This is a genomic window from Klebsiella sp. BIGb0138 (genome assembly GCF_004342285.1).
GTDB lineage: Bacteria > Pseudomonadota > Gammaproteobacteria > Enterobacterales > Enterobacteriaceae > Klebsiella.
Map to the genome: position 1 here is coordinate 590,074 of NZ_SMCV01000002.1, position 18,005 is coordinate 608,078.

Genomic DNA, 18,005 nt, shown 5'->3' on the forward strand with positions numbered 1-18,005 from the left:
ATATTTTGTGCTAAGTTTAGAGGTAAATGTGGTTTAGATTTAACTTTTAACGCATAAATATTGCATAACTATTCTGTCAAAGGTAGTATTTGCGGCCTCAATAGCTATTCGAATCAGACAGCCCAGATGAGTATTAAACTAAACGGCATTAACTGCTTCTACGGCGCACACCAGGCGCTGTTCGACATCACGCTGGATTGCCCGCAGGGGGAAACGCTGGTGCTGCTCGGCCCCAGTGGCGCCGGGAAAAGCTCGCTGCTTCGCGTACTCAACCTGCTGGAAATGCCGCGCTCCGGGACGTTACATATCGCCGGTAACCACTTTGACTTTACCAAAGCGCCTTCCGACAAAGCCATTCGTGAGCTGCGCCAGAACGTAGGTATGGTTTTCCAACAGTACAATCTGTGGCCGCACCTGAGCGTCGTGCAAAATCTGATTGAAGCCCCCTGCCGCGTGCTGGGCCTAAGCAAAGAGCAGGCTCTGGCTCGCGCCGAAAAGCTGCTGGAGCGGCTGCGCCTTAAGCCCTACAGCGATCGTTATCCGCTGCACCTTTCCGGCGGCCAGCAGCAGCGCGTCGCCATTGCGCGGGCGCTAATGATGGAGCCTCAGGTGCTGCTGTTTGACGAACCCACCGCCGCGCTCGATCCGGAAATTACCGCCCAGATCGTCAGTATTATCCGCGAACTGGCTGGCACCGGCATTACGCAGGTTATCGTTACCCACGAAGTGGAAGTGGCGCGCAAAACCGCCAGCCGCGTGGTGTATATGGAAAACGGCTATATCGTTGAACAAGGGGATGCCAGCTGCTTTACGCATCCGCAGACTGACGCGTTTAAAAACTATCTTTCACATTGATGTTTTTCGGGGAATTGACGATGAAAAAAGTACTGATTGCCGCGATTCTGGCGGGTATGAGCCTCTCTGCTACCGCAGCCCAGACCATTCGTTTCGCTACCGAGGCGTCCTATCCTCCGTTTGAATCGATTGACGCCAACAACAAAATTGTCGGCTTCGACGTCGATCTGGCTAACGCGCTGTGTAAAGAGATTGATGCGACCTGCACCTTTACCAATCAGGCCTTCGACAGCCTGATCCCCAGCCTGAAGTTCCGCCGCTTCGACGCGGTGATGGCCGGGATGGACATTACGCCTGAGCGTGAAAAGCAGGTGCTGTTCACCACCCCGTACTATGAGAACTCCGCGTTGTTTGTCGGTCAGCAGGGTAAATTCACCAGCATCGACCAGCTGAAAGGCAAAAAAGTCGGCGTTCAGAACGGCACCACCCACCAGAAATTCATTAACGACAAACATCCTGAAATCACCACCGTGCCTTACGACAGCTACCAGAATGCGAAGCTGGATCTGCAAAATGGCCGTATTGACGCCGTGTTTGGCGATAATGCCGTCGTCACCGAGTGGCTGAAAAGCAATCCGAAGCTGGCGGCGGTTGGCGATAAAGTCACGGATAAAGATTACTTCGGCACCGGTCTCGGGATTGCGCTGCGTCAGGGCAACACCGAGCTGCAGCAGAAATTTAATGCGGCGCTGGAAAAAGTGAAAAAAGATGGGACCTACCAGACCATCTACAGCAAATGGTTTCAGAAGTAACGCTCAATGAACGAAATTTTCCCATTAGCAAGTGCCGCCGGGATGACCGTCGGCCTTGCCGTTTGCGCGCTCATCATCGGCCTTGTGCTGGCGATGCTGTTCGCCGTGCTGGAGTCAGTGAAATGGCGTCCGCTGGCATGGCTCGCAACCGGCGTGGTGACGGTTCTGCGCGGGCTACCGGAAATTCTGGTGGTCCTGTTTATCTATTTTGGCTCCTCGCAGCTGCTGCTCACGCTCTCTGACGGCTTCACCATCAATCTGGGTGTGGTGCAGATTCCGGTGCAGATGCAGATTGAGAACTTCGACGTCAGTCCGTTCCTCTGTGGCGCCGTCGCCCTGTCCCTGCTGTACGCAGCCTACGCCTCGCAAACTCTGCGCGGCGCGCTGAAGGCCGTGCCTCAGGGGCAGTGGGAATCCGGCCAGGCGCTGGGGCTAGCGAAAGGGGCGATTTTCTTCCGTCTGGTGATGCCGCAGATGTGGCGTCATGCGCTGCCGGGCCTCGGTAACCAGTGGCTGGTGCTGCTGAAAGATACCGCGCTGGTGAGCTTAATCAGCGTCAACGATCTGATGTTGCAAACCAAAAGTATCGCCACCCGCACCCAGGAACCGTTCAACTGGTATATCATCGCGGCGGCGATCTATCTGGTCATCACCCTGCTCAGTCAGTACATTCTGAAACGTATTGACCAACGTGCGACGCGCTTCGAACGGAGACCAGGCTGATGCTCGATTATTTACCCGAACTGCTGAAAGGGCTGCACACCAGCCTGACGCTGACCGCAGCATCGATCGTCGTGGCGCTGATTCTGTCGCTAATCTTTACCATTGTGCTGACGCTAAAAACGCCGGTACTGGTGTGGATTGTTCGCGTCTATATCACCCTGTTTACCGGCACGCCGCTGCTGGTGCAGATCTTCCTGATTTACTACGGCCCCGGGCAGTTTCCCTCGTTACAGGAGTATCCGCTACTGTGGCATCTGATTTCTGAACCCTGGCTGTGCGCCCTGATCGCCCTGTCGCTAAACAGCGCGGCCTACACCACCCAGCTGTTTTATGGCGCGATTCGCGCGATCCCTGACGGCCAGTGGCAGTCCTGTAGCGCCCTGGGAATGAGCAAGAAAGATACGCTGGCGATTCTGCTGCCGTATGCCTTTAAACGCGCCCTCTCTTCTTATTCCAACGAGGTGGTGCTGGTGTTCAAAAGCACCTCCCTGGCTTACACCATCACCCTGATGGAAGTGATGGGGCACGGCCAGCTGCTGTACGGACGAACCTACGATGTGATGGTCTTCGGCGCGGCCGGTATCGTCTATCTGATCGTCAACGGGCTGCTGACCTTACTGATGCGGCTGGTGGAGCGTAAAGCGCTGGCGTTTGAACGGCGGAATTAACGCTTGTCTGCGTTTAAGCAGGTTGAGACGCCGGATTAAACGCGCGCCGAGAATGCATAACTATCAAATATAAAGACGGGCATGTCGCTACATAGCCCGTCTTTTTTATTGATTAAAAAATACTTATACCAAATTATTGAATATAAATTCATTTAATGGCATTGTAAAAATCAGCCGCAGACACGGCACAACATCATAAGATTGACCGACGGGAGTTCCACGATGAAAAAGTTAGTTCTGGCTGCACTGCTTTCCTCTTTCGCCTTTGGCGCCGCTGCCGCAGAGAAGATCAGCTTCGGCGTTTCGGCAACCTACCCCCCTTTTGAATCCATGGACGCCAACAATCAGATCGTCGGTTTCGATCTCGATCTGGCAAAAGCGCTGTGCAAACAAATGCAGGCCGACTGTACTTTTACTAATCATGCTTTCGACAGCCTGATCCCGGCGCTGAAATTTAAAAAATATGATGCGGTGATTTCCGGTATGGACATTACCCCGGAGCGCAGCAAGCAGGTGGCGTTTACCGAGCCGTACTACGCAAACTCGGCGCTGGTGATTGCCAAAAAAGACGCGTTCCACTCTTTTGCCGACCTGAAAGGCAAACGTATTGGTATGGAAAACGGCACCACTCACCAGAAATACCTGCAGGACAAACATCCGGAAGTCAAAACCGTGGCCTACGATAGCTATCAGAATGCGATTATTGACCTGAAAAACGGCCGTATTGACGGGGTATTCGGCGATACCGCAGTGGTGAATGAGTGGCTGAAAACCAACCCGCAGCTGGGCGTGGCGACGCCAAAAGTGACCGATCCGCAATACTTCGGTACCGGCCTTGGCATCGCCGTGCGTCCGGATAACAAAGCCCTGCTGGAAAAACTGAACAGCGCGCTGAAGGCGATTAAAGCCGACGGTACCTATCAGAAAATCAGCAGCCAGTGGTTCCCGGAATAATCTTTTACTGACCCGGGCGCTGTATTCGGCCCCGGCCGGGGGAAGCTACAAACGCAGCGGCAGGGTAAAGCGGAAGCAGGCCCCTGCCGGCACATCCTGCAGCTGAATATCGCCGCCGTGCAGCTGCAACATCCGCCGCACGATCATCAGCCCTAACCCGCCCCGCGATTCACTCCCCTGACCTGGCTCCAGCACCGAAGGCCGTTCAAACAGCGTGGCCCGCAGTTCACCGGCAACGCCGGGGCCGCTATCCGCGACCTCGACCACCATCTGCGCGCCCTGCTGACGCGCCGTCAGGCTGATGTTGCCGCCATCCGGGGTATGGCGAATCGCATTATCCAGCAAATTGGTCAAGACCCGTTCCATCATCGATAAATCCGCTACCACCGGCGGCAGGCCGCCGGCCAGCGCCAGCTGCAGGCGAATATGACGGGTGGCAATCGCCAGGTCGAACTTCTGCGCCACGTCCTGCACCAGCTCGGCCAGCACAAACTTCTCCGGCTGCGGCTTGATGCCGCCATGCTCCAGGCGAGCCAGCTCAAACAGCTGTTGCGAAAGATAGCGGACTTTGTTGCCCTGCCGCAGCGCAATATTCAGATAGCGTTTGCTCTCCTCCGCGCTCAGCCGGTCGGCTTTCAGGGTCAGCGTCTCAAGATAGCCCAGCAGCGAGGTCAGCGGCGTGCGCAGGTCGTGAGAAATATTGGCGATAAACTCCCGACGCTGGCGGTCGCTATCGGCCAGATGCTCCCACTGCCCGGCAATCTGTCGGGAGAGGTCGATAAAGCGATTGTGCAAAATCGCCACTTCATTACCGGGATGCGGCTCCGGCGTTTGCGCCGCCAGGAGCCTGATCGCCTCCATGCTGTCTTCTCCAGGGATCCCTACCTGCGCGGTGAGCTGACGCACCGGGCGCGTCACCCAGAACCAGGCCAGCCCACCGGCCAGCAGGCCGAACAGGGCCACCAGCAGCAGCGTCCAGATCAGCAGACTCCCCAGCGTCTTCTGCCAGGCGCTGGCCGCCAGTGCATTAAAGGTCTCCCCTTGCAGAATAATATACAGATACCCGCGCAGCTGGCCGTCAATATTCACCGGCGCGACGCTGAACACTTTTTGCCGGTCCGGACTGCGCGGATCGTCGCCGTACACCGGCCAGCTCCCCCCGGAGAGAAACGTCTGCACCGGCGACAGGTCGATACGCTGGCGCTTGATATGGCCCGGCGGCGCGGCATCGGCCAGCAGTTCGCCGTCAGGAGAAACCAGGTACAGCTCAACGCTGGGGTTAAAGACCATCAGCCGGTCAAATAGCGGTTTCAGCGCCTGGCGATTGACCTGTCCGTGGGTATCGAGCAGCGGCTCACGGGCCACAATTTGCTGCGCCAGCCCGGCAGAAAGACGCTGCACCATCGCGTTACCGTATTGCGCGCTGCTGTATAGCTGAACCGCACAAACGGCCGCCGCGCAAAGCAGCAGCAGCGAAGTGAACACCAGCGCCAGACGCTGACTCAGGCTCAGCCGCCGCATCATTGCCCTTCCCCTTTGCGCTCAGGAGCGAATTTATAGCCTTTTCCCCACACCGTCAGAATGATTTCCGGCTCTGTCGGCTCACGTTCAATTTTGCTGCGCAGGCGGTTGATATGGGTATTGACCGTATGCTCATAGCCCTCGTGCTGGTAACCCCAGACGCGGTCAAGTAAGGCCAGGCGGGAGAAGACCTCGCCGGGATGGCGGGCAAAGTAGTAAAGCAGGTCGAATTCGCGTGGCGTTAAATCCACCGGCTCGCCGCGCAGTCTGATCTCCCGCGACAGCGGATCGATGCTCAGGCCGTGGCACTCAATCCGCCCGGCATCCATCAACAGGTTCTGCCCCATCGCCTCCTGACGACGAAACAGCGCTTTGACCCGCGCCACCAGTTCAATCACCGAAAACGGTTTTGCCAGATAGTCGTCGGCCCCCATCTCCAGCCCCAGCACGCGGTGGGTTTCGCTGGAGCGGGCGCTGATGATAATCACCGGCAGATAGCGGGTCATCTGGCGAATACGCCGGCAAATTTCCAGGCCATCAACGTTGGGCAGCATCAGGTCAAGGATCGCCGCATCCCAGCCGCCCTTTTCCAGCTGTGCCAGCGCCTGCGCGCCATCCGCTTCATGGACAATCTGATACCCCTCGTCCTGCAGATTCAGGCGCAGCAAAGTGGCAATGTCGTCATCATCTTCGACCAGCAGGATTCTTTTGACCATCGGTATCGCTCCGCTAATATTCACGCCGTTATCCGCCAAGCTTACCTGATTTCCCCCGCCCTAAGAGTTCACATTTTGTTTAAACTTCACGAACCAGCAGCGTCAGCACTTCATAGTGTGCGGTGTGGGGGAACATGTCGAACAGCTGCACCCGCTCAACCCGGTAACCCGGCAGCTGAGCGATATCTTTTGCCATCGTCCTGGCATTACAGCTGGAATAGATAATGTAGGGGGGCGCCATACGCGATAAATAGTCGCACAGTTCGCCGCCAATCCCGCGGCGCGGCGGGTTCACCAGCACCAGGTCAGGAAGTTCTCCCCCGGCGGTGGCGAACTGCGTCGAGTCCAGCGCCTGGAAATGCAGGTTGCTCAGGCCCAGCTCGGCGGCAGACTGTTTCGCGCTGGCAATCGCTTCCGGCGCAATCTCGATCCCGGTCAACCGCATTTTCGCCGTGGCGCAATGCAGGCCAAAACCGCCCACCCCGCAGAACAGATCCCACATATGATTCACCGGCAGCTGGCGCACCCAGTCGCGGGCGGCGGCATACAGCCGGCTGGCGACGGCCGGGTTGGTCTGAAAGAAGCTCTGCGGGCGGATCCACAGCGGCACGCCGTTAAAGTTTTCCGCCAGCGCCGCCTGCTCGCTGAGGAGAATCTCCTCTTCGCCTTCCATAATCGCCATATGCACCGGCTGAATATTGGCGGTAATGACCTTCAACTGGGGCAGCTGCGCCTGCAGCCACGGCAGCGCGGCGCGCAGCTGCGCAAGTTTCGTTGTGGAACGCAGGACAAAACGCAGCATCATCCCGCCATCCTGCTGGCTTTCGGTCAGCAGCAGATACTTCAGTTCGCCGCGCTGGCGAGCGACGTTATAGGGCGTTAACCCGGCGCGGGCGATAAACGGTTTCAGCGCGGCAAAAACCGGCGCAAAACTGGCGGGATAGAGCGGACACGCCGTCAGATCTTCAGGACTGCCGTCACGGTGCAACATCCCCAGCAGCGGACGTTCGACGCTGCCGCTGACCACCATTTTGGCTTTATTGCGAAAAGCGGCCTCCGGGCCGGAGACCGGTTCATGCCATGTCGCCACCGGGCTGTCTGCCAACAACGTTCTGAGCTCAGCCATTTTACCGGCGAGCTGTTGTGTTAACGGCAGTTCCAGCCACTGACAGGAGCGGCAGCGGCCCGCGTCATAGAGTGCGCAGTGCATAAGAAGACCTTCAAAAAATCAGGGGCGGGGATTGTATCACCGTTATTGCAGTCGGAAAAAGCGGCGACACGACGCCGGGATAAACAGCAGCGCCAGCACCAGCAAATCGGGCAGCTTTTGCATGAACAGCGAATGTAAAATCTCCCGCTTCGATTCACCGGCAATGCTGAACAGTTCCGGATAGCCATAGCCCAATGACGCCGCCCAAAGATAGCCGGTGACCATAATTTGCGTCAGCAGAAAGATCCACCGCGCCAGATTATGCCCTTTTACCAGAGAAAATGCGCACCAGATCTCAACAAACACCAGCAGCAGGCTGGAGAGAAACACCAGCGTCAGGCTCCATGTCTGCACGCTGCGGTGAATAAATTCCGCTATGCCATTTACCCCCAGCTGATTAAGGATCATCAGCAGGTCCACTGCGCGGATCAAAATAATGGCAAAGGCCGCGACCTGCACCAGCGCAGGCACGTTAAGCCGGGCATGAGATGAACGAGTTTTAGTAAACAATGCCAACGGAAACGTCTTCCATGAAAACGGCGTCGCCTGCTCGCGACGCCGATACCAGTCTTACCGTAGATTTTAGGGGCTTCAGCCCCGTCTTGCACGCTGGATATCGCGTACCCGCTGCTTTTCTGCGCGCGCCATCAAATACCAGGCGATAAAACCAACAATCCCCACGACGCCGAGGATTAAGGTCGCCAGGGCGTTGATTTCCGGGTTCACCCCCATACGTACGCTGGAGAAGACCAGCATCGGTAAGGTGGTGGCTCCGGGGCCGGAGACAAAGCTGGCAATGACCAGATCGTCCAACGATAAGGTAAACGCCAGCAGCCAGCCGGAGATCACCGCCGGCATAATCATCGGTAGCGTAATAATGAAGAAGACCTTTAGCGGCGGCGCGCCGAGGTCCATCGCCGCTTCCTCGATAGAATGGTCCAGTTCACGCAGCCGCGATGAAATCACCACCGCCACGTAGGCGGTGCAAAAGGTCACATGCGCCAGCCAGATGGTCAACATACCGCGATCCGACGGCCAGCCGATGGCGTGCCCGAGCGCCACAAACAGCAGCAGCAGCGACAGCCCGGTGATCACATCCGGCATCACCAGCGGCGCGGTAATCATAAAGGCAAAGCCGTTTGACCCCCGAAAGCGGCCAAACCGCACCAGCACCACCGCCGCGATGGTGCCGAGGATCGCCGCCGCCGTCGCCGCACAGGTGGCGATGGTCAGGCTCAGCCCCACGGCGCTCATCATGGCATCGTCGTGGAACAGTTCGCTGTACCAGCGCGTTGACCAGCCGGCCCACACCGTGACCAGCTTCGAGCTGTTGAACGAGTAAATCACCAGCATCAGCATCGGGGCATATAAAAAGGTGAAGCCGATAACGAGGATTAAAATTCGCCACGGCGAACGGACTACCGGCAACTCATTCATCCGTGCTCCCCCATCTGTTTTTGCTGGTGTTTGTGGAACCACATGATCGGCACGATCAGCAGCAGCAGCATCACGATCGCCACCGCAGAGGCAACCGGCCAGTCGCGGTTATTAAAGAACTCCTGCCACAGAACCCGCCCGATCATAATGCTATCCGGGCCGCCGAGCAGCTCCGGGATCACGAACTCCCCTACCGCCGGAATAAAGACCAGCATCGAACCGGCGATAATCCCGCCTTTGGTCAGCGGGACAATCACCTGGAAGAAGGTTTTCAGCGGCCGGGCCCCCAGATCCAGAGAGGCCTCGACCAGCGAGTAGTCGATACGCGTCAGCGCGGTATAGATCGGCAGCACCATAAACGGCAGATAGGCATACACAATACCGATATAGACCGCCAGATTGGTATGCAGAATCTCCAGCGGCCGATCGATAACCCCGAGCCAGAGCAGGAAATTATTCAGTACGCCGTTGCTTTTCAACAGCCCCATCCACGCATAGACGCGGATCAGGAATGAGGTCCATGACGGCAGGATCACCAGCAGCAGCAGGATATTTCGCGTTGACGGTTTACTGTGCGCCACCGCCCATGCCAGCGGATAACCCAGCAGCAGGCAGCAGAAGGTTGAGATCCCCGCCACCTGCAGCGACTGCAGATAGGCCTCAAAATAGAGCGGATCGTCGGTCAGCTGCAGGAAGTTGCCGAGGTTCAAAGTGAGCGAGAGCTGGCCATCCGCCCACGCCCACAGATCGGTATAGGGCGGGATCGCCCGCGCCATCTCCGCGAGGCTGATTTTAAACACGATCAGGAACGGCAGCAGGAACAGCAGGATCAGCCACAGATACGGCAGCGCAATCACCAGCTTGCGGCCATGGGCCATCTGCAGGCGCGTCAGCCATCGCGCAAAACCGCCCGTTTTATTCGCCCCGGCCGGTGGTTCTAATGTACTCATCGCCCTCTCCTTACACCGTCAGAACAACGCAGCTGTCGGCATCCCAGCACAAACGGACTTCATCACCCCAGGTTGGCGTGCCCTTGCGGTGGCGGTGTTCGTTCTGCAACTGAGCGCTGATCATCTGTCCGCTTTGCAGCCGTACGTGGTAGATAGACAGGTCGCCGAGGTAGGCGATATGAATCACCTCCCCGACCGCGAAGTTGTAACCATTCGCCGGCGGCTCGTCGCAGAGCATGATTTTTTCCGGCCGCAGGGCGACCCACACCGGGACGTTATCGACGACGGAAGCGTCGGGATCGACCTTCAGCGGATGCGTCAGCCCCGGCGAACTCAGCACCAGGCCATCTTCCAGACGCTCTTTGACCAGCCCTTCAAAGACGTTGACCGAACCGATGAATTCGGCGCTATAGCGGGTCGTCGGATGCTCGTAGATCTCTTCCGGCTCGCCAATTTGCACGAACTTACCGCGGTTCATAATGGCGATACGCCCGGCCATGGTCATCGCTTCTTCCTGATCGTGGGTCACCATCACGCAGGTCGCCCCCACGCGCTCGAGGATATCCACCACTTCCAGCTGCATGCGGTCGCGCAGCTTTTTATCCAGAGCGCCCATGGGCTCATCGAGCAGCAGCAGCTTCGGACGTTTCGCCAGGCTGCGGGCCAGGGCCACGCGCTGACGCTGGCCGCCGGACAGCTGATGCGGTTTGCGTTTGGCAAACTCCTGCATATGCACCAGCGCCAGCATCTCCTGCACCCGGCTGGTGATTTCGCTCTTCGGTAGCTTGTCCTGCTTCAGGCCGAAGGCAATGTTCTGCTCCACCGTCATATGGGGAAACAGCGCATAGGATTGAAACATCATATTGATGGGGCGCTGATACGGCGGTACCCGCGACAGGTCGACGCCGTCCAGCATAATTTGCCCGGCGGTTGGCTCTTCAAAGCCGGCCAGCATGCGCAGCAGCGTCGATTTTCCGCAGCCGGATGCGCCCAGCAGGGCGAAAATTTCGCCTTTATAAATCGTGAGATTGACGTCGTCGACGGCGTGCTGCCCGTCAAAGGACTTCGTCAGGTTACGGATTTCCAGCAGCGGGGTCAGCGCTTTCGGGGTTTTCGCTTGTGGGCGGGGAATTGCGTCATTCACTCGGGTGCTCTCCGGCAAAAAACTAACCACCGTATGGCCCGGTTGCCATACATTGTGCTTTACAGTGCAGGTGCACCATCCTGGTGCATATTTTCGCTACACGTGACTTTCGCGTCTGCTCAGGCCGGGCATGGCAATCTCCCGGCTGAGTAACACCTTTTCCGGCCCGGCGAACCGGGCCGTCAGGTTTTATTTGCCGCTTTTGACTTTGGTCCACGCGCGGGTACGCACGCGGTCGATTTTCGGATCCTGAACTTTCAGGGTAAACAGCTTGGCGAACACGTCAGCCGGTGGGTAGATAGCCGGATTATTGCGGATGGCTTCGCTGACCAGCGGCGTAGAGGCCTTGTTACCGTTGGCGTAATACACCTGGTCGCTGATTTTGGCGATAACTTCCGGGCGCATCAGATAGTTAAGGAACTGATAGGCCTCATCTTTATTTTTGGCATCCGCCGGCATCGCAAAGACATCAAAGAACGCCAGCGCTCCTTCTTTGGGAATAAAGTAGGAAACGTTGACGCCGTTTTTCGCCTCTTTAGCGCGGTTTGCCGCCTGCCAGACATCGCCCGCCCAGCCGATGGCGACGCAGATATCGCCGTTGGCAAGGTCGTTAATGTATTGCGAGGAGTGGAAGTAGCGGATATTAGGCCGCAACTTCAGCAGCAGGTCAGTTGCCGGGCCGGTGTAATCATTGGCTTGAGTACTGTTTGGATCTTTGCCGAGATAGTTCAGCACGGTGGCGAAGATCTCTTCCGGTGCATCAAGGAAAGAGACGCCGCAGCTTTTCAGTTTTTCGAGGTTCTCCGGCTTAAGCACCAGATCCCAGCTATCGAGCGGCGCGTCTTTGCCCAGCACCGCTTTCACTTTATCGACGTTATAGCCAATGCCGGTGGTCGCCCACAGATACGGCATCGCGTACTTGTTCTCCGGATCGTGCTTCGCAACCAGCTGTAACACTTCCGGGTCGAGATTTTTCCAGTTCGGCAGTTTGCTCTTGTCCAGCGGCTGGAATACGCCCGCCGCCAGCTGGCGCTCAAGGAAGCTGGCTGACGGTACCACCAGGTCGAAACCGGTACTGCCCGCCATTAATTTGCCCTCCAGCACTTCGTTGGAGTCAAAAACGTCGTACACCACTTTAATACCGGTCTCTTTTTCGAAATCCGCCACCGTATCCGGGGCAATATAATCAGACCAGTTATAAACATGCAGGGTTTTTTGTTCAGCGGCGAGTGAACCGGCAGAGACGGCCATCAACGCACCTGTAATCAGACCTGTTAACCATTTTTTACCAAAGGCGGTCATATCTCTTATTCCTTCTCAATGCCCGTTAACAAGCGGGCTTAATATACGCACTTGTCTGCATGCAATAATCATGCATATTTTCTCATTGCCAAAGAAAAGGAGAGAGGACCTCTCCCGGAATGGTTGCCCGCAACTGGAAGCATCGTCAGAATAACTGTAGCCAGAATAAGAGGCTATAGCCCAGCTAAAAAAACGCCTTTTATCAATTTTTTAGGCAATAACGGTCTACGTGATAAGCCAAAAGCGGCAGAATAGCGGTGAAAAATTCCGTAAGGAAAGGTTAATAGCAGAATAAAAGCGCGTAATACGCAGCCGCTATGGTAGTGGCTGCGCTATTCATCGACAGGTTTAGTGAAGAAAATGGTGCTGAATATCCTCAGCGGCGTACTCTTCCTCTTCGGCTTTATACAGCACCTGATTGGCCGCCGCTTCGAGGATAACCATCGAGATCTGCTCTTCGCTCTGGCGCACAAACCAGCCAAACTGTTCAAAGGAGATACCAACGCCAACGGACAAGGCCTGGCACACCACCAGTTTTGGCAGATTATCATCCTGAATATCGAGGAAGGCTTTTACGGTCAATGAACTGGCATTAATCGCCGAGAGATCCGCAGCCAGCGGCAGCAACGCCGAAGGCTTCACTTCCGCAAGGGCGGAAAAGAGCACCACGTTGTCAACCAGATCGAGCTTAGCATCAAAAATGCCGTCGAAATTCTGCATATGCGGCAGGTGCAATGCCTGGCAGGAATCACATTCAAAAAAGCTGATGCCTAATTCGTCGAGCCAATGACGCAGCGTATCCAGACCCGGAACGACCAGTGAATCCATATGACCTGTGACCTCTTACTGTGGAAAAACGACGCCATAGCTTACGCAAAAAACGCGGCGCATACCATGAAAGTGTATCCGATGCGGATTATCCGCCCATTTTCAGGCAAAATTCCGGCGTCGCCTGACACTCAATCCAGGCGATCATTCGCCCGGCAATATCTATCCCGGTGGTGGTTTCAATACCTTCCAGGCCTGGTGAAGCGTTGACCTCCATCACCAGCGGCCCGCGGGTCGCCCGCAGGATATCAACCCCGGCGACGTCCAGCCCCAGGGTTTGCGCAGCCCGGATGGCCATCCCCCGTTCCTGCTCGCTAATGGTCGCGACGGTTGCCACGCCGCCACGGTGCAGATTAGAGCGGAAATCGCCCTCTTTCGCCCGGCGCTCAATCGCCGCCACGACCTCATTGCCGACCACCAGGCAGCGAACATCCCGCCCTTTCGCCTCCGCGATATACTCCTGAACCAGAATATGCGCGTTCAGGCCGCGGAAGGCGTCGATCACGCTCTCCGCCGCCTGCCGCGTCTCCGCCAGCACCACGCCGATGCCCTGGGTGCCCTCCACCAGTTTCACCACCAGCGGCGCGCCGCCGACCATGGCGATCAAATCGCTGGTATCGTCCGGAGAGTGCGCAATGCCGGTCAGCGGGAGATCGATCCCCTGACGCGCCAGCAGCTGCAGCGAACGCAGCTTGTCGCGGGCGCGGGTGATCGCCACCGATTCATTCAGCGGATAGCTGCCCAGCAGTTCAAACTGACGCAGCGCGGCGGTGCCGTAATAGGTAATCGCGGAGCCGATGCGTGGGATCACGGCATCGAAATGCGGGAGCTGGCGGCCTTTATAGTGAATCGATGAGGCGACAGGGCTCACGTTCATATAGCAGGATAGCGGATCGAGGATTTCCACCTGATGGCCGCGCTGGTGCGCGGCTTCGCGCAGGCGACGACATGAATAAAGCGTTCCATCCCGGGATAATATGGCAATTTTCACCCTGCACCTCTGCAACAAGGCCCGCTCCGGCGGGCCTGCAATATGTTAATTGCGCCACGACCGCCCTGTCCAGCGAATGACGGGACGGCAAGCAGGTGCAGTGTACACGCAATCAGCGCGTTGCCCACCCCTGCTTATGCAGATATTCGAGAATAAACGGGCGACTTTCTTTAATGATAGTGCGACGGATATGGTCGCTCCAGGTATCGCGGCGCGCGTTGCTGCCGCGCGACAGATAGTACTGCGCCATCTGCTCGTCATACTGCGCCAGAACCGCATCATCCACCGGCTGATAGGCATTTTCATGCACCAGCAGCGCCGCAGGCATACGCGGTTTCACGTCCGGATCATCGGCCGGCCAGCCCAGGCACAGGCCAAACAGCGGCAGCACGTGCTGCGGTAGCTTCAGCAGCTCGGTCACCGCGTCGATGCTGTTGCGGATCCCGCCGATATAGACGCCGCCGAGCCCCAGCGATTCTGCGGCAACCAGCGCGTTCTGCGCCATCATTGCGGTATCCACCGCCCCCAGCAGCAGCTGTTCGGCGAGCCCCAGCTGGGCGTCCGGGCAGATTTGCAGCAGGCGGTTAAAATCGGCGCAAAATACCCAAAATTCTGCCGCACGCGCGACGTGCTGCTGCCCGCCGCTCATCGTCACCAGCTGTTGGCGAAGCTGCGGATCGGTGACGCGAATAATTGAGCTGCATTGTAAAAAACTGGAGCTGGAGGCTCCCTGGGCGCTGGCGATAATGGCCGCGCGCTGTTCATCGTCGATCGGCGCATCGGTAAAGTGGCGAATGGAACGGTGGCTGCGCAGCAGATCAATGGTCGGCGTCATCTCGTTGTTCTCTGTCTGGTGGTGAAGAAGGTGTTTTTTTCGTTTGCGTCAGCTGCGGCGCGACGATCTTTGCCATTCGCCACATTAAGGCGATAGCGGCCGGCAGCATCAGCAGGATGCCGAGGAAAATCATCAGCAGAGCGGCCGTCGGGCCGGAAAACGGCGCGGGCAGGCGCAAATACTGGTTCAGCGAGAGCCAGGCCAGGGTCAGCAGCACAATGCCAATAATCTCTACCAGCAGAACGCTTTTGGGCAAAATGGCGGGCGATCGCATAACTCTCCTCCGGTCAATGTGGGCCGCGCGATCGATCGGCCGATCGCCGCGCAGCAGGGACAGTATAGTGATTTAACCACGAAGACATTTATCAAACATAGCCTTAAACCATCGGAGAAAAAGGCAGAACCTTCTTTTACTCACCGGTATAACGGGGCATCATAGCCGCCATTCGCCATCCGGCTGAGAGTTTAAGGAGAGAAAGCATGTTTACCGTTATTTTTGGTCGTCCAGGCTGCCCGTATTGCGTTCGCGCCAAAGAGCTGGCGGAAAAACTGACCAACGAACGTGATGATTTTAACTACCGCTACGTGGATATTCATGCTGAAGGCATCAGCAAGAGCGATCTGGAAAAGACCGTAGGTAAGCCGGTTGAGACCGTGCCGCAGATCTTTGTCGATCAAAAACATATCGGCGGCTGCACGGATTTTGAAGCGTGGGCGAAAGAGAATCTCGGTCTGTTCGCCTGAGCCGGCTCATTCCTCTGACGAGTGCTTGCGCCTGGTGTCTAACCAGGCGCAGATAAACAAAAAGCACAACGCCCCCAGCGCACACCAGAATACCGCACTAAATAACCACGCCAGCTGTTGCCAGAACGTACGTTGCGTCGCAAAAAAAAGCCGCATCACCAGCAGGCAGACCGGGGCCGCCAGAATAGCTCCCGCCAGCGGGAGCATTACCCGTCGCCCTGGCGAGAGGCAGCTTGCAGCCGCGCCGGGCAACAGAAAAAAAAGCAGCCCGACCTCAGGATTGCCACCGGCGCGAAAGACGCCTTTCATATGCAGTAACAGCGATAAGCACACCACAATAAACAACAAGAACCCGCAGGTAATACCGATCCAGGCACGCTCAGATTTCACAACATCCTCCTGATTCTGCCTCCAACCCATTTCATTTCGTCCAGTCAGATAAAGCATTCCGGCAATCCATGCCAATTTGGCCCCGTCGAGGTAAAAAAGATTGTGACTAGCCGCAGCATCCAGGAAGGATTAAACTACCGACTCTATTTTTACCGGTTATAACGGGATGCCAGAATAGGGTTCGGGACAACGCGAACACTGGAGCAACCTTAGACCAAATAACCCTTTCCTTCAACAACTTACTAGTAAATGAGAAGTTGGCTTTCGTGAATATAAACGTCGCAGATTTGTTAAACGGGAATTACATCCTGTTATTATTCGTTGTACTTGCCCTCGGGCTTTGTCTCGGGAAACTGCGCCTCGGGTCGGTACAACTTGGTAATTCTATTGGCGTTTTAGTGGTTTCATTATTATTAGGCCAGCAGCATTTCAGTATTAACACTGATGCGCTAAATCTGGGCTTTATGCTGTTTATTTTCTGCGTCGGCGTCGAAGCTGGCCCCAACTTTTTTTCTATTTTTTTCCGCGACGGCAAAAACTATCTGATGCTGGCCCTGGTGATGGTTGGCAGCGCGATGCTGCTGGCGTTAGGGCTGGGTAAACTGTTCGGCTGGGACATCGGCCTGACGGCGGGGATGCTCGCCGGGGCGATGACCTCAACGCCGGTGCTGGTGGGCGCGGGCGATACGCTCCGCCATTTTGGCCTGCCCAGCGACCAGCTGGCGCTGTCCCTTGACCACCTGAGCCTCGGCTACGCCCTGACCTATCTGATTGGCCTCGTCAGTCTGATCGTCGGCGCTCGCTATATGCCGAAGCTGCAGCATCAGGATCTGCAAACCAGCGCCCAGCAAATCGCCCGTGAACGCGGGCTCGATACCGACTCTAAACGCAAAGTCTATCTGCCGGTGATCCGCGCCTATCGCGTCGGCCCGGAGCTGGTGGCCTGGGCTGACGGGAAAAATCTGCGTGAGCTGGGGATCTATCGTCAGACCGGCTGCTACATCGAACGTATTCGCCGTAACGGGATTCTGGCGAACCCGGATGGCGATGCGGTACTGCAGAAAGGTGATGATATCGCGCTGGTGGGTTACCCGGACGCGCACGCCCGTCTCGACCCCAGCTTCCGTAACGGCAAAGAGGTTTTCGACCGTGACCTGCTGGATATGCGCATCGTCACCGAAGAGATCGTGGTCAAAAACCATAACGCCGTAGGCCGCCGCCTGGCGCAGCTGAAGCTGACCGACCACGGCTGTTTCTTAAACCGCGTCATTCGCAGCCAGATTGAGATGCCGATCGACGATAACGTGGTGCTCAACAAGGGCGACGTTTTGCAGGTCAGCGGCGATGCGCGGCGGGTCAAAACCGTCGCCGATCGCATTGGCTTTATCTCGATCCACAGCCAGGTCACCGACCTGCTCGCCTTCTGCGCCTTCTTTATCGTCGGGCTGATGATCGGGATGATCACCTTCCAGTTCAGCTCCTTTAGCTTCGGCATCGGTAACGCCGCGGGGCTACTGTTCGCCGGGATTATGCTCGGCTTCCTGCGCGCCAACCACCCGACCTTCGGCTACATCCCGCAGGGGGCGCTGAATATGGTGAAGGAGTTCGGTCTGATGGTATTTATGGCCGGCGTCGGCCTGAGCGCGGGATCCGGCATCGGGCACGGTCTGGGGGCTGTCGGCGGCCAGATGCTGGCGGCGGGTCTGATTGTCAGCCTGGTGCCGGTGGTGATTTGTTTCCTGTTCGGCGCCTATGTGCTGCGCATGAACCGCGCGATGCTGTTTGGCGCGATGATGGGCGCGCGTACCTGCGCCCCGGCGATGGAAATCATCAGCGACACCGCGCGCAGCAACATTCCGGCGCTGGGCTATGCGGGAACTTACGCGATTGCCAACGTGCTGCTCACCCTCGCGGGGACGCTGATAGTCATCATCTGGCCAGGGCTACAGTAAATATTTCAGAAAAAAATGGCGAGAGGCAGAACT

Annotated in this window: 20 protein-coding genes; 7 read left to right on the forward strand and 13 right to left on the reverse strand. The window is 57.0% G+C overall.

The window, feature by feature from the left end; translation table 11 throughout:
- Window positions 1–126: 126 nt before the first annotated feature.
- From artP to artJ, 5 genes are all read left to right on the forward strand, one after another.
- Complete coding sequence (gene artP, locus EDF73_RS07155; RefSeq protein WP_132727655.1) at window positions 127–855, forward strand: arginine ABC transporter ATP-binding protein ArtP; 729 nt, start codon at window positions 127–129, stop codon at window positions 853–855.
- Window positions 856–875: 20 nt separating this feature from the next.
- The gene (artI, locus tag EDF73_RS07160; protein ID WP_132727657.1) at window positions 876–1,607 is read left to right on the forward strand and encodes an arginine ABC transporter substrate-binding protein ArtI; all 732 of its coding nucleotides are present in this window, start codon (window positions 876–878) and stop codon (window positions 1,605–1,607) included.
- A gap of 6 nt (window positions 1,608–1,613) precedes the next feature.
- Window positions 1,614–2,330, forward strand: a complete 717-nt coding sequence (gene artQ, locus EDF73_RS07165) for an arginine ABC transporter permease ArtQ (protein ID WP_132727660.1) — start codon at window positions 1,614–1,616, stop codon at window positions 2,328–2,330.
- On the forward strand, window positions 2,330–2,998 hold the full coding sequence (gene artM, locus EDF73_RS07170) for an arginine ABC transporter permease ArtM (protein ID WP_132727663.1): 669 nt from the start codon (window positions 2,330–2,332) through the stop codon (window positions 2,996–2,998). Before artQ ends, artM begins: the two co-directional genes overlap by 1 nt.
- A 222-nt stretch (window positions 2,999–3,220) precedes the next feature.
- Window positions 3,221–3,952, forward strand: coding sequence for an arginine ABC transporter substrate-binding protein ArtJ (gene artJ / locus EDF73_RS07175; protein ID WP_132727665.1), 732 nt, complete (start codon window positions 3,221–3,223; stop codon window positions 3,950–3,952).
- 45 nt (window positions 3,953–3,997) lie between these two features.
- Here artJ and EDF73_RS07180 read toward each other — a convergent pair whose 3' ends face one another.
- From EDF73_RS07180 to EDF73_RS07235, 12 genes are all read right to left on the reverse strand, one after another.
- Complete coding sequence (locus EDF73_RS07180) at window positions 3,998–5,476, reverse strand: ATP-binding protein (protein WP_132727668.1); 1,479 nt, start codon at window positions 5,474–5,476, stop codon at window positions 3,998–4,000.
- Window positions 5,473–6,189 (reverse strand): response regulator transcription factor, encoded by a 717-nt coding sequence (locus EDF73_RS07185; RefSeq protein WP_132727671.1) that lies wholly within the window; start codon window positions 6,187–6,189, stop codon window positions 5,473–5,475. The genes EDF73_RS07180 and EDF73_RS07185 overlap by 4 nt, the downstream gene beginning before the upstream one ends.
- Before the next feature lie 79 nt (window positions 6,190–6,268).
- A complete protein-coding gene (gene rlmC, locus EDF73_RS07190) occupies window positions 6,269–7,399 on the reverse strand; it encodes a 23S rRNA (uracil(747)-C(5))-methyltransferase RlmC (protein WP_132727674.1) in 1,131 nt (376 codons plus the stop codon).
- A gap of 42 nt (window positions 7,400–7,441) precedes the next feature.
- Window positions 7,442–7,915: a YbjO family protein gene (locus tag EDF73_RS07195; protein ID WP_132727677.1), complete on the reverse strand. Its 474-nt coding sequence runs from the start codon at window positions 7,913–7,915 to the stop codon at window positions 7,442–7,444.
- Between the two features lie 75 nt (window positions 7,916–7,990).
- On the reverse strand, window positions 7,991–8,836 hold the full coding sequence (potI, locus tag EDF73_RS07200) for a putrescine ABC transporter permease PotI (protein WP_132727679.1): 846 nt from the start codon (window positions 8,834–8,836) through the stop codon (window positions 7,991–7,993).
- Window positions 8,833–9,786 carry a putrescine ABC transporter permease PotH gene (gene potH / locus EDF73_RS07205; protein ID WP_132727682.1) on the reverse strand — a complete coding sequence of 318 codons (954 nt, stop codon included), beginning with the start codon at window positions 9,784–9,786 and terminating at the stop codon, window positions 8,833–8,835. The genes potI and potH overlap by 4 nt, the downstream gene beginning before the upstream one ends.
- A gap of 10 nt (window positions 9,787–9,796) precedes the next feature.
- Window positions 9,797–10,930 carry a putrescine ABC transporter ATP-binding subunit PotG gene (gene potG / locus EDF73_RS07210; RefSeq protein ID WP_132727685.1) on the reverse strand — a complete coding sequence of 378 codons (1,134 nt, stop codon included), beginning with the start codon at window positions 10,928–10,930 and terminating at the stop codon, window positions 9,797–9,799.
- A gap of 189 nt (window positions 10,931–11,119) precedes the next feature.
- Window positions 11,120–12,232 (reverse strand): spermidine/putrescine ABC transporter substrate-binding protein PotF, encoded by a 1,113-nt coding sequence (gene potF / locus EDF73_RS07215; protein ID WP_132727688.1) that lies wholly within the window; start codon window positions 12,230–12,232, stop codon window positions 11,120–11,122.
- 348 nt (window positions 12,233–12,580) lie between these two features.
- On the reverse strand, window positions 12,581–13,060 hold the full coding sequence (locus EDF73_RS07220; protein WP_132727690.1) for a YbjN domain-containing protein: 480 nt from the start codon (window positions 13,058–13,060) through the stop codon (window positions 12,581–12,583).
- Between the two features lie 88 nt (window positions 13,061–13,148).
- A complete protein-coding gene (gene rimK / locus EDF73_RS07225; RefSeq protein WP_132727692.1) occupies window positions 13,149–14,051 on the reverse strand; it encodes a 30S ribosomal protein S6--L-glutamate ligase in 903 nt (300 codons plus the stop codon).
- A gap of 112 nt (window positions 14,052–14,163) precedes the next feature.
- Entirely contained in the window at window positions 14,164–14,886 is a 723-nt protein-coding gene (nfsA, locus tag EDF73_RS07230) for an oxygen-insensitive NADPH nitroreductase (RefSeq protein WP_132727695.1), read from the reverse strand.
- On the reverse strand, window positions 14,870–15,160 hold the full coding sequence (locus EDF73_RS07235) for a YbjC family protein (RefSeq protein ID WP_132727698.1): 291 nt from the start codon (window positions 15,158–15,160) through the stop codon (window positions 14,870–14,872). Before EDF73_RS07235 ends, nfsA begins: the two co-directional genes overlap by 17 nt.
- A 206-nt stretch (window positions 15,161–15,366) precedes the next feature.
- Here EDF73_RS07235 and EDF73_RS07240 point away from each other — a divergent pair, with 206 nt between their 5' ends.
- Window positions 15,367–15,630 carry a GrxA family glutaredoxin gene (locus tag EDF73_RS07240; RefSeq protein ID WP_004859945.1) on the forward strand — a complete coding sequence of 88 codons (264 nt, stop codon included), beginning with the start codon at window positions 15,367–15,369 and terminating at the stop codon, window positions 15,628–15,630.
- 6 nt (window positions 15,631–15,636) lie between these two features.
- Here the strand turns inward: EDF73_RS07240 and EDF73_RS07245 are convergent, their stop codons facing one another.
- A complete protein-coding gene (locus EDF73_RS07245) occupies window positions 15,637–16,020 on the reverse strand; it encodes an inner membrane protein YbjM (RefSeq protein WP_132727701.1) in 384 nt (127 codons plus the stop codon).
- Between the two features lie 266 nt (window positions 16,021–16,286).
- Here EDF73_RS07245 and EDF73_RS07250 point away from each other — a divergent pair, with 266 nt between their 5' ends.
- A complete protein-coding gene (locus EDF73_RS07250; RefSeq protein ID WP_132727704.1) occupies window positions 16,287–17,972 on the forward strand; it encodes an aspartate:alanine antiporter in 1,686 nt (561 codons plus the stop codon).
- Window positions 17,973–18,005 lie beyond the last annotated feature (33 nt).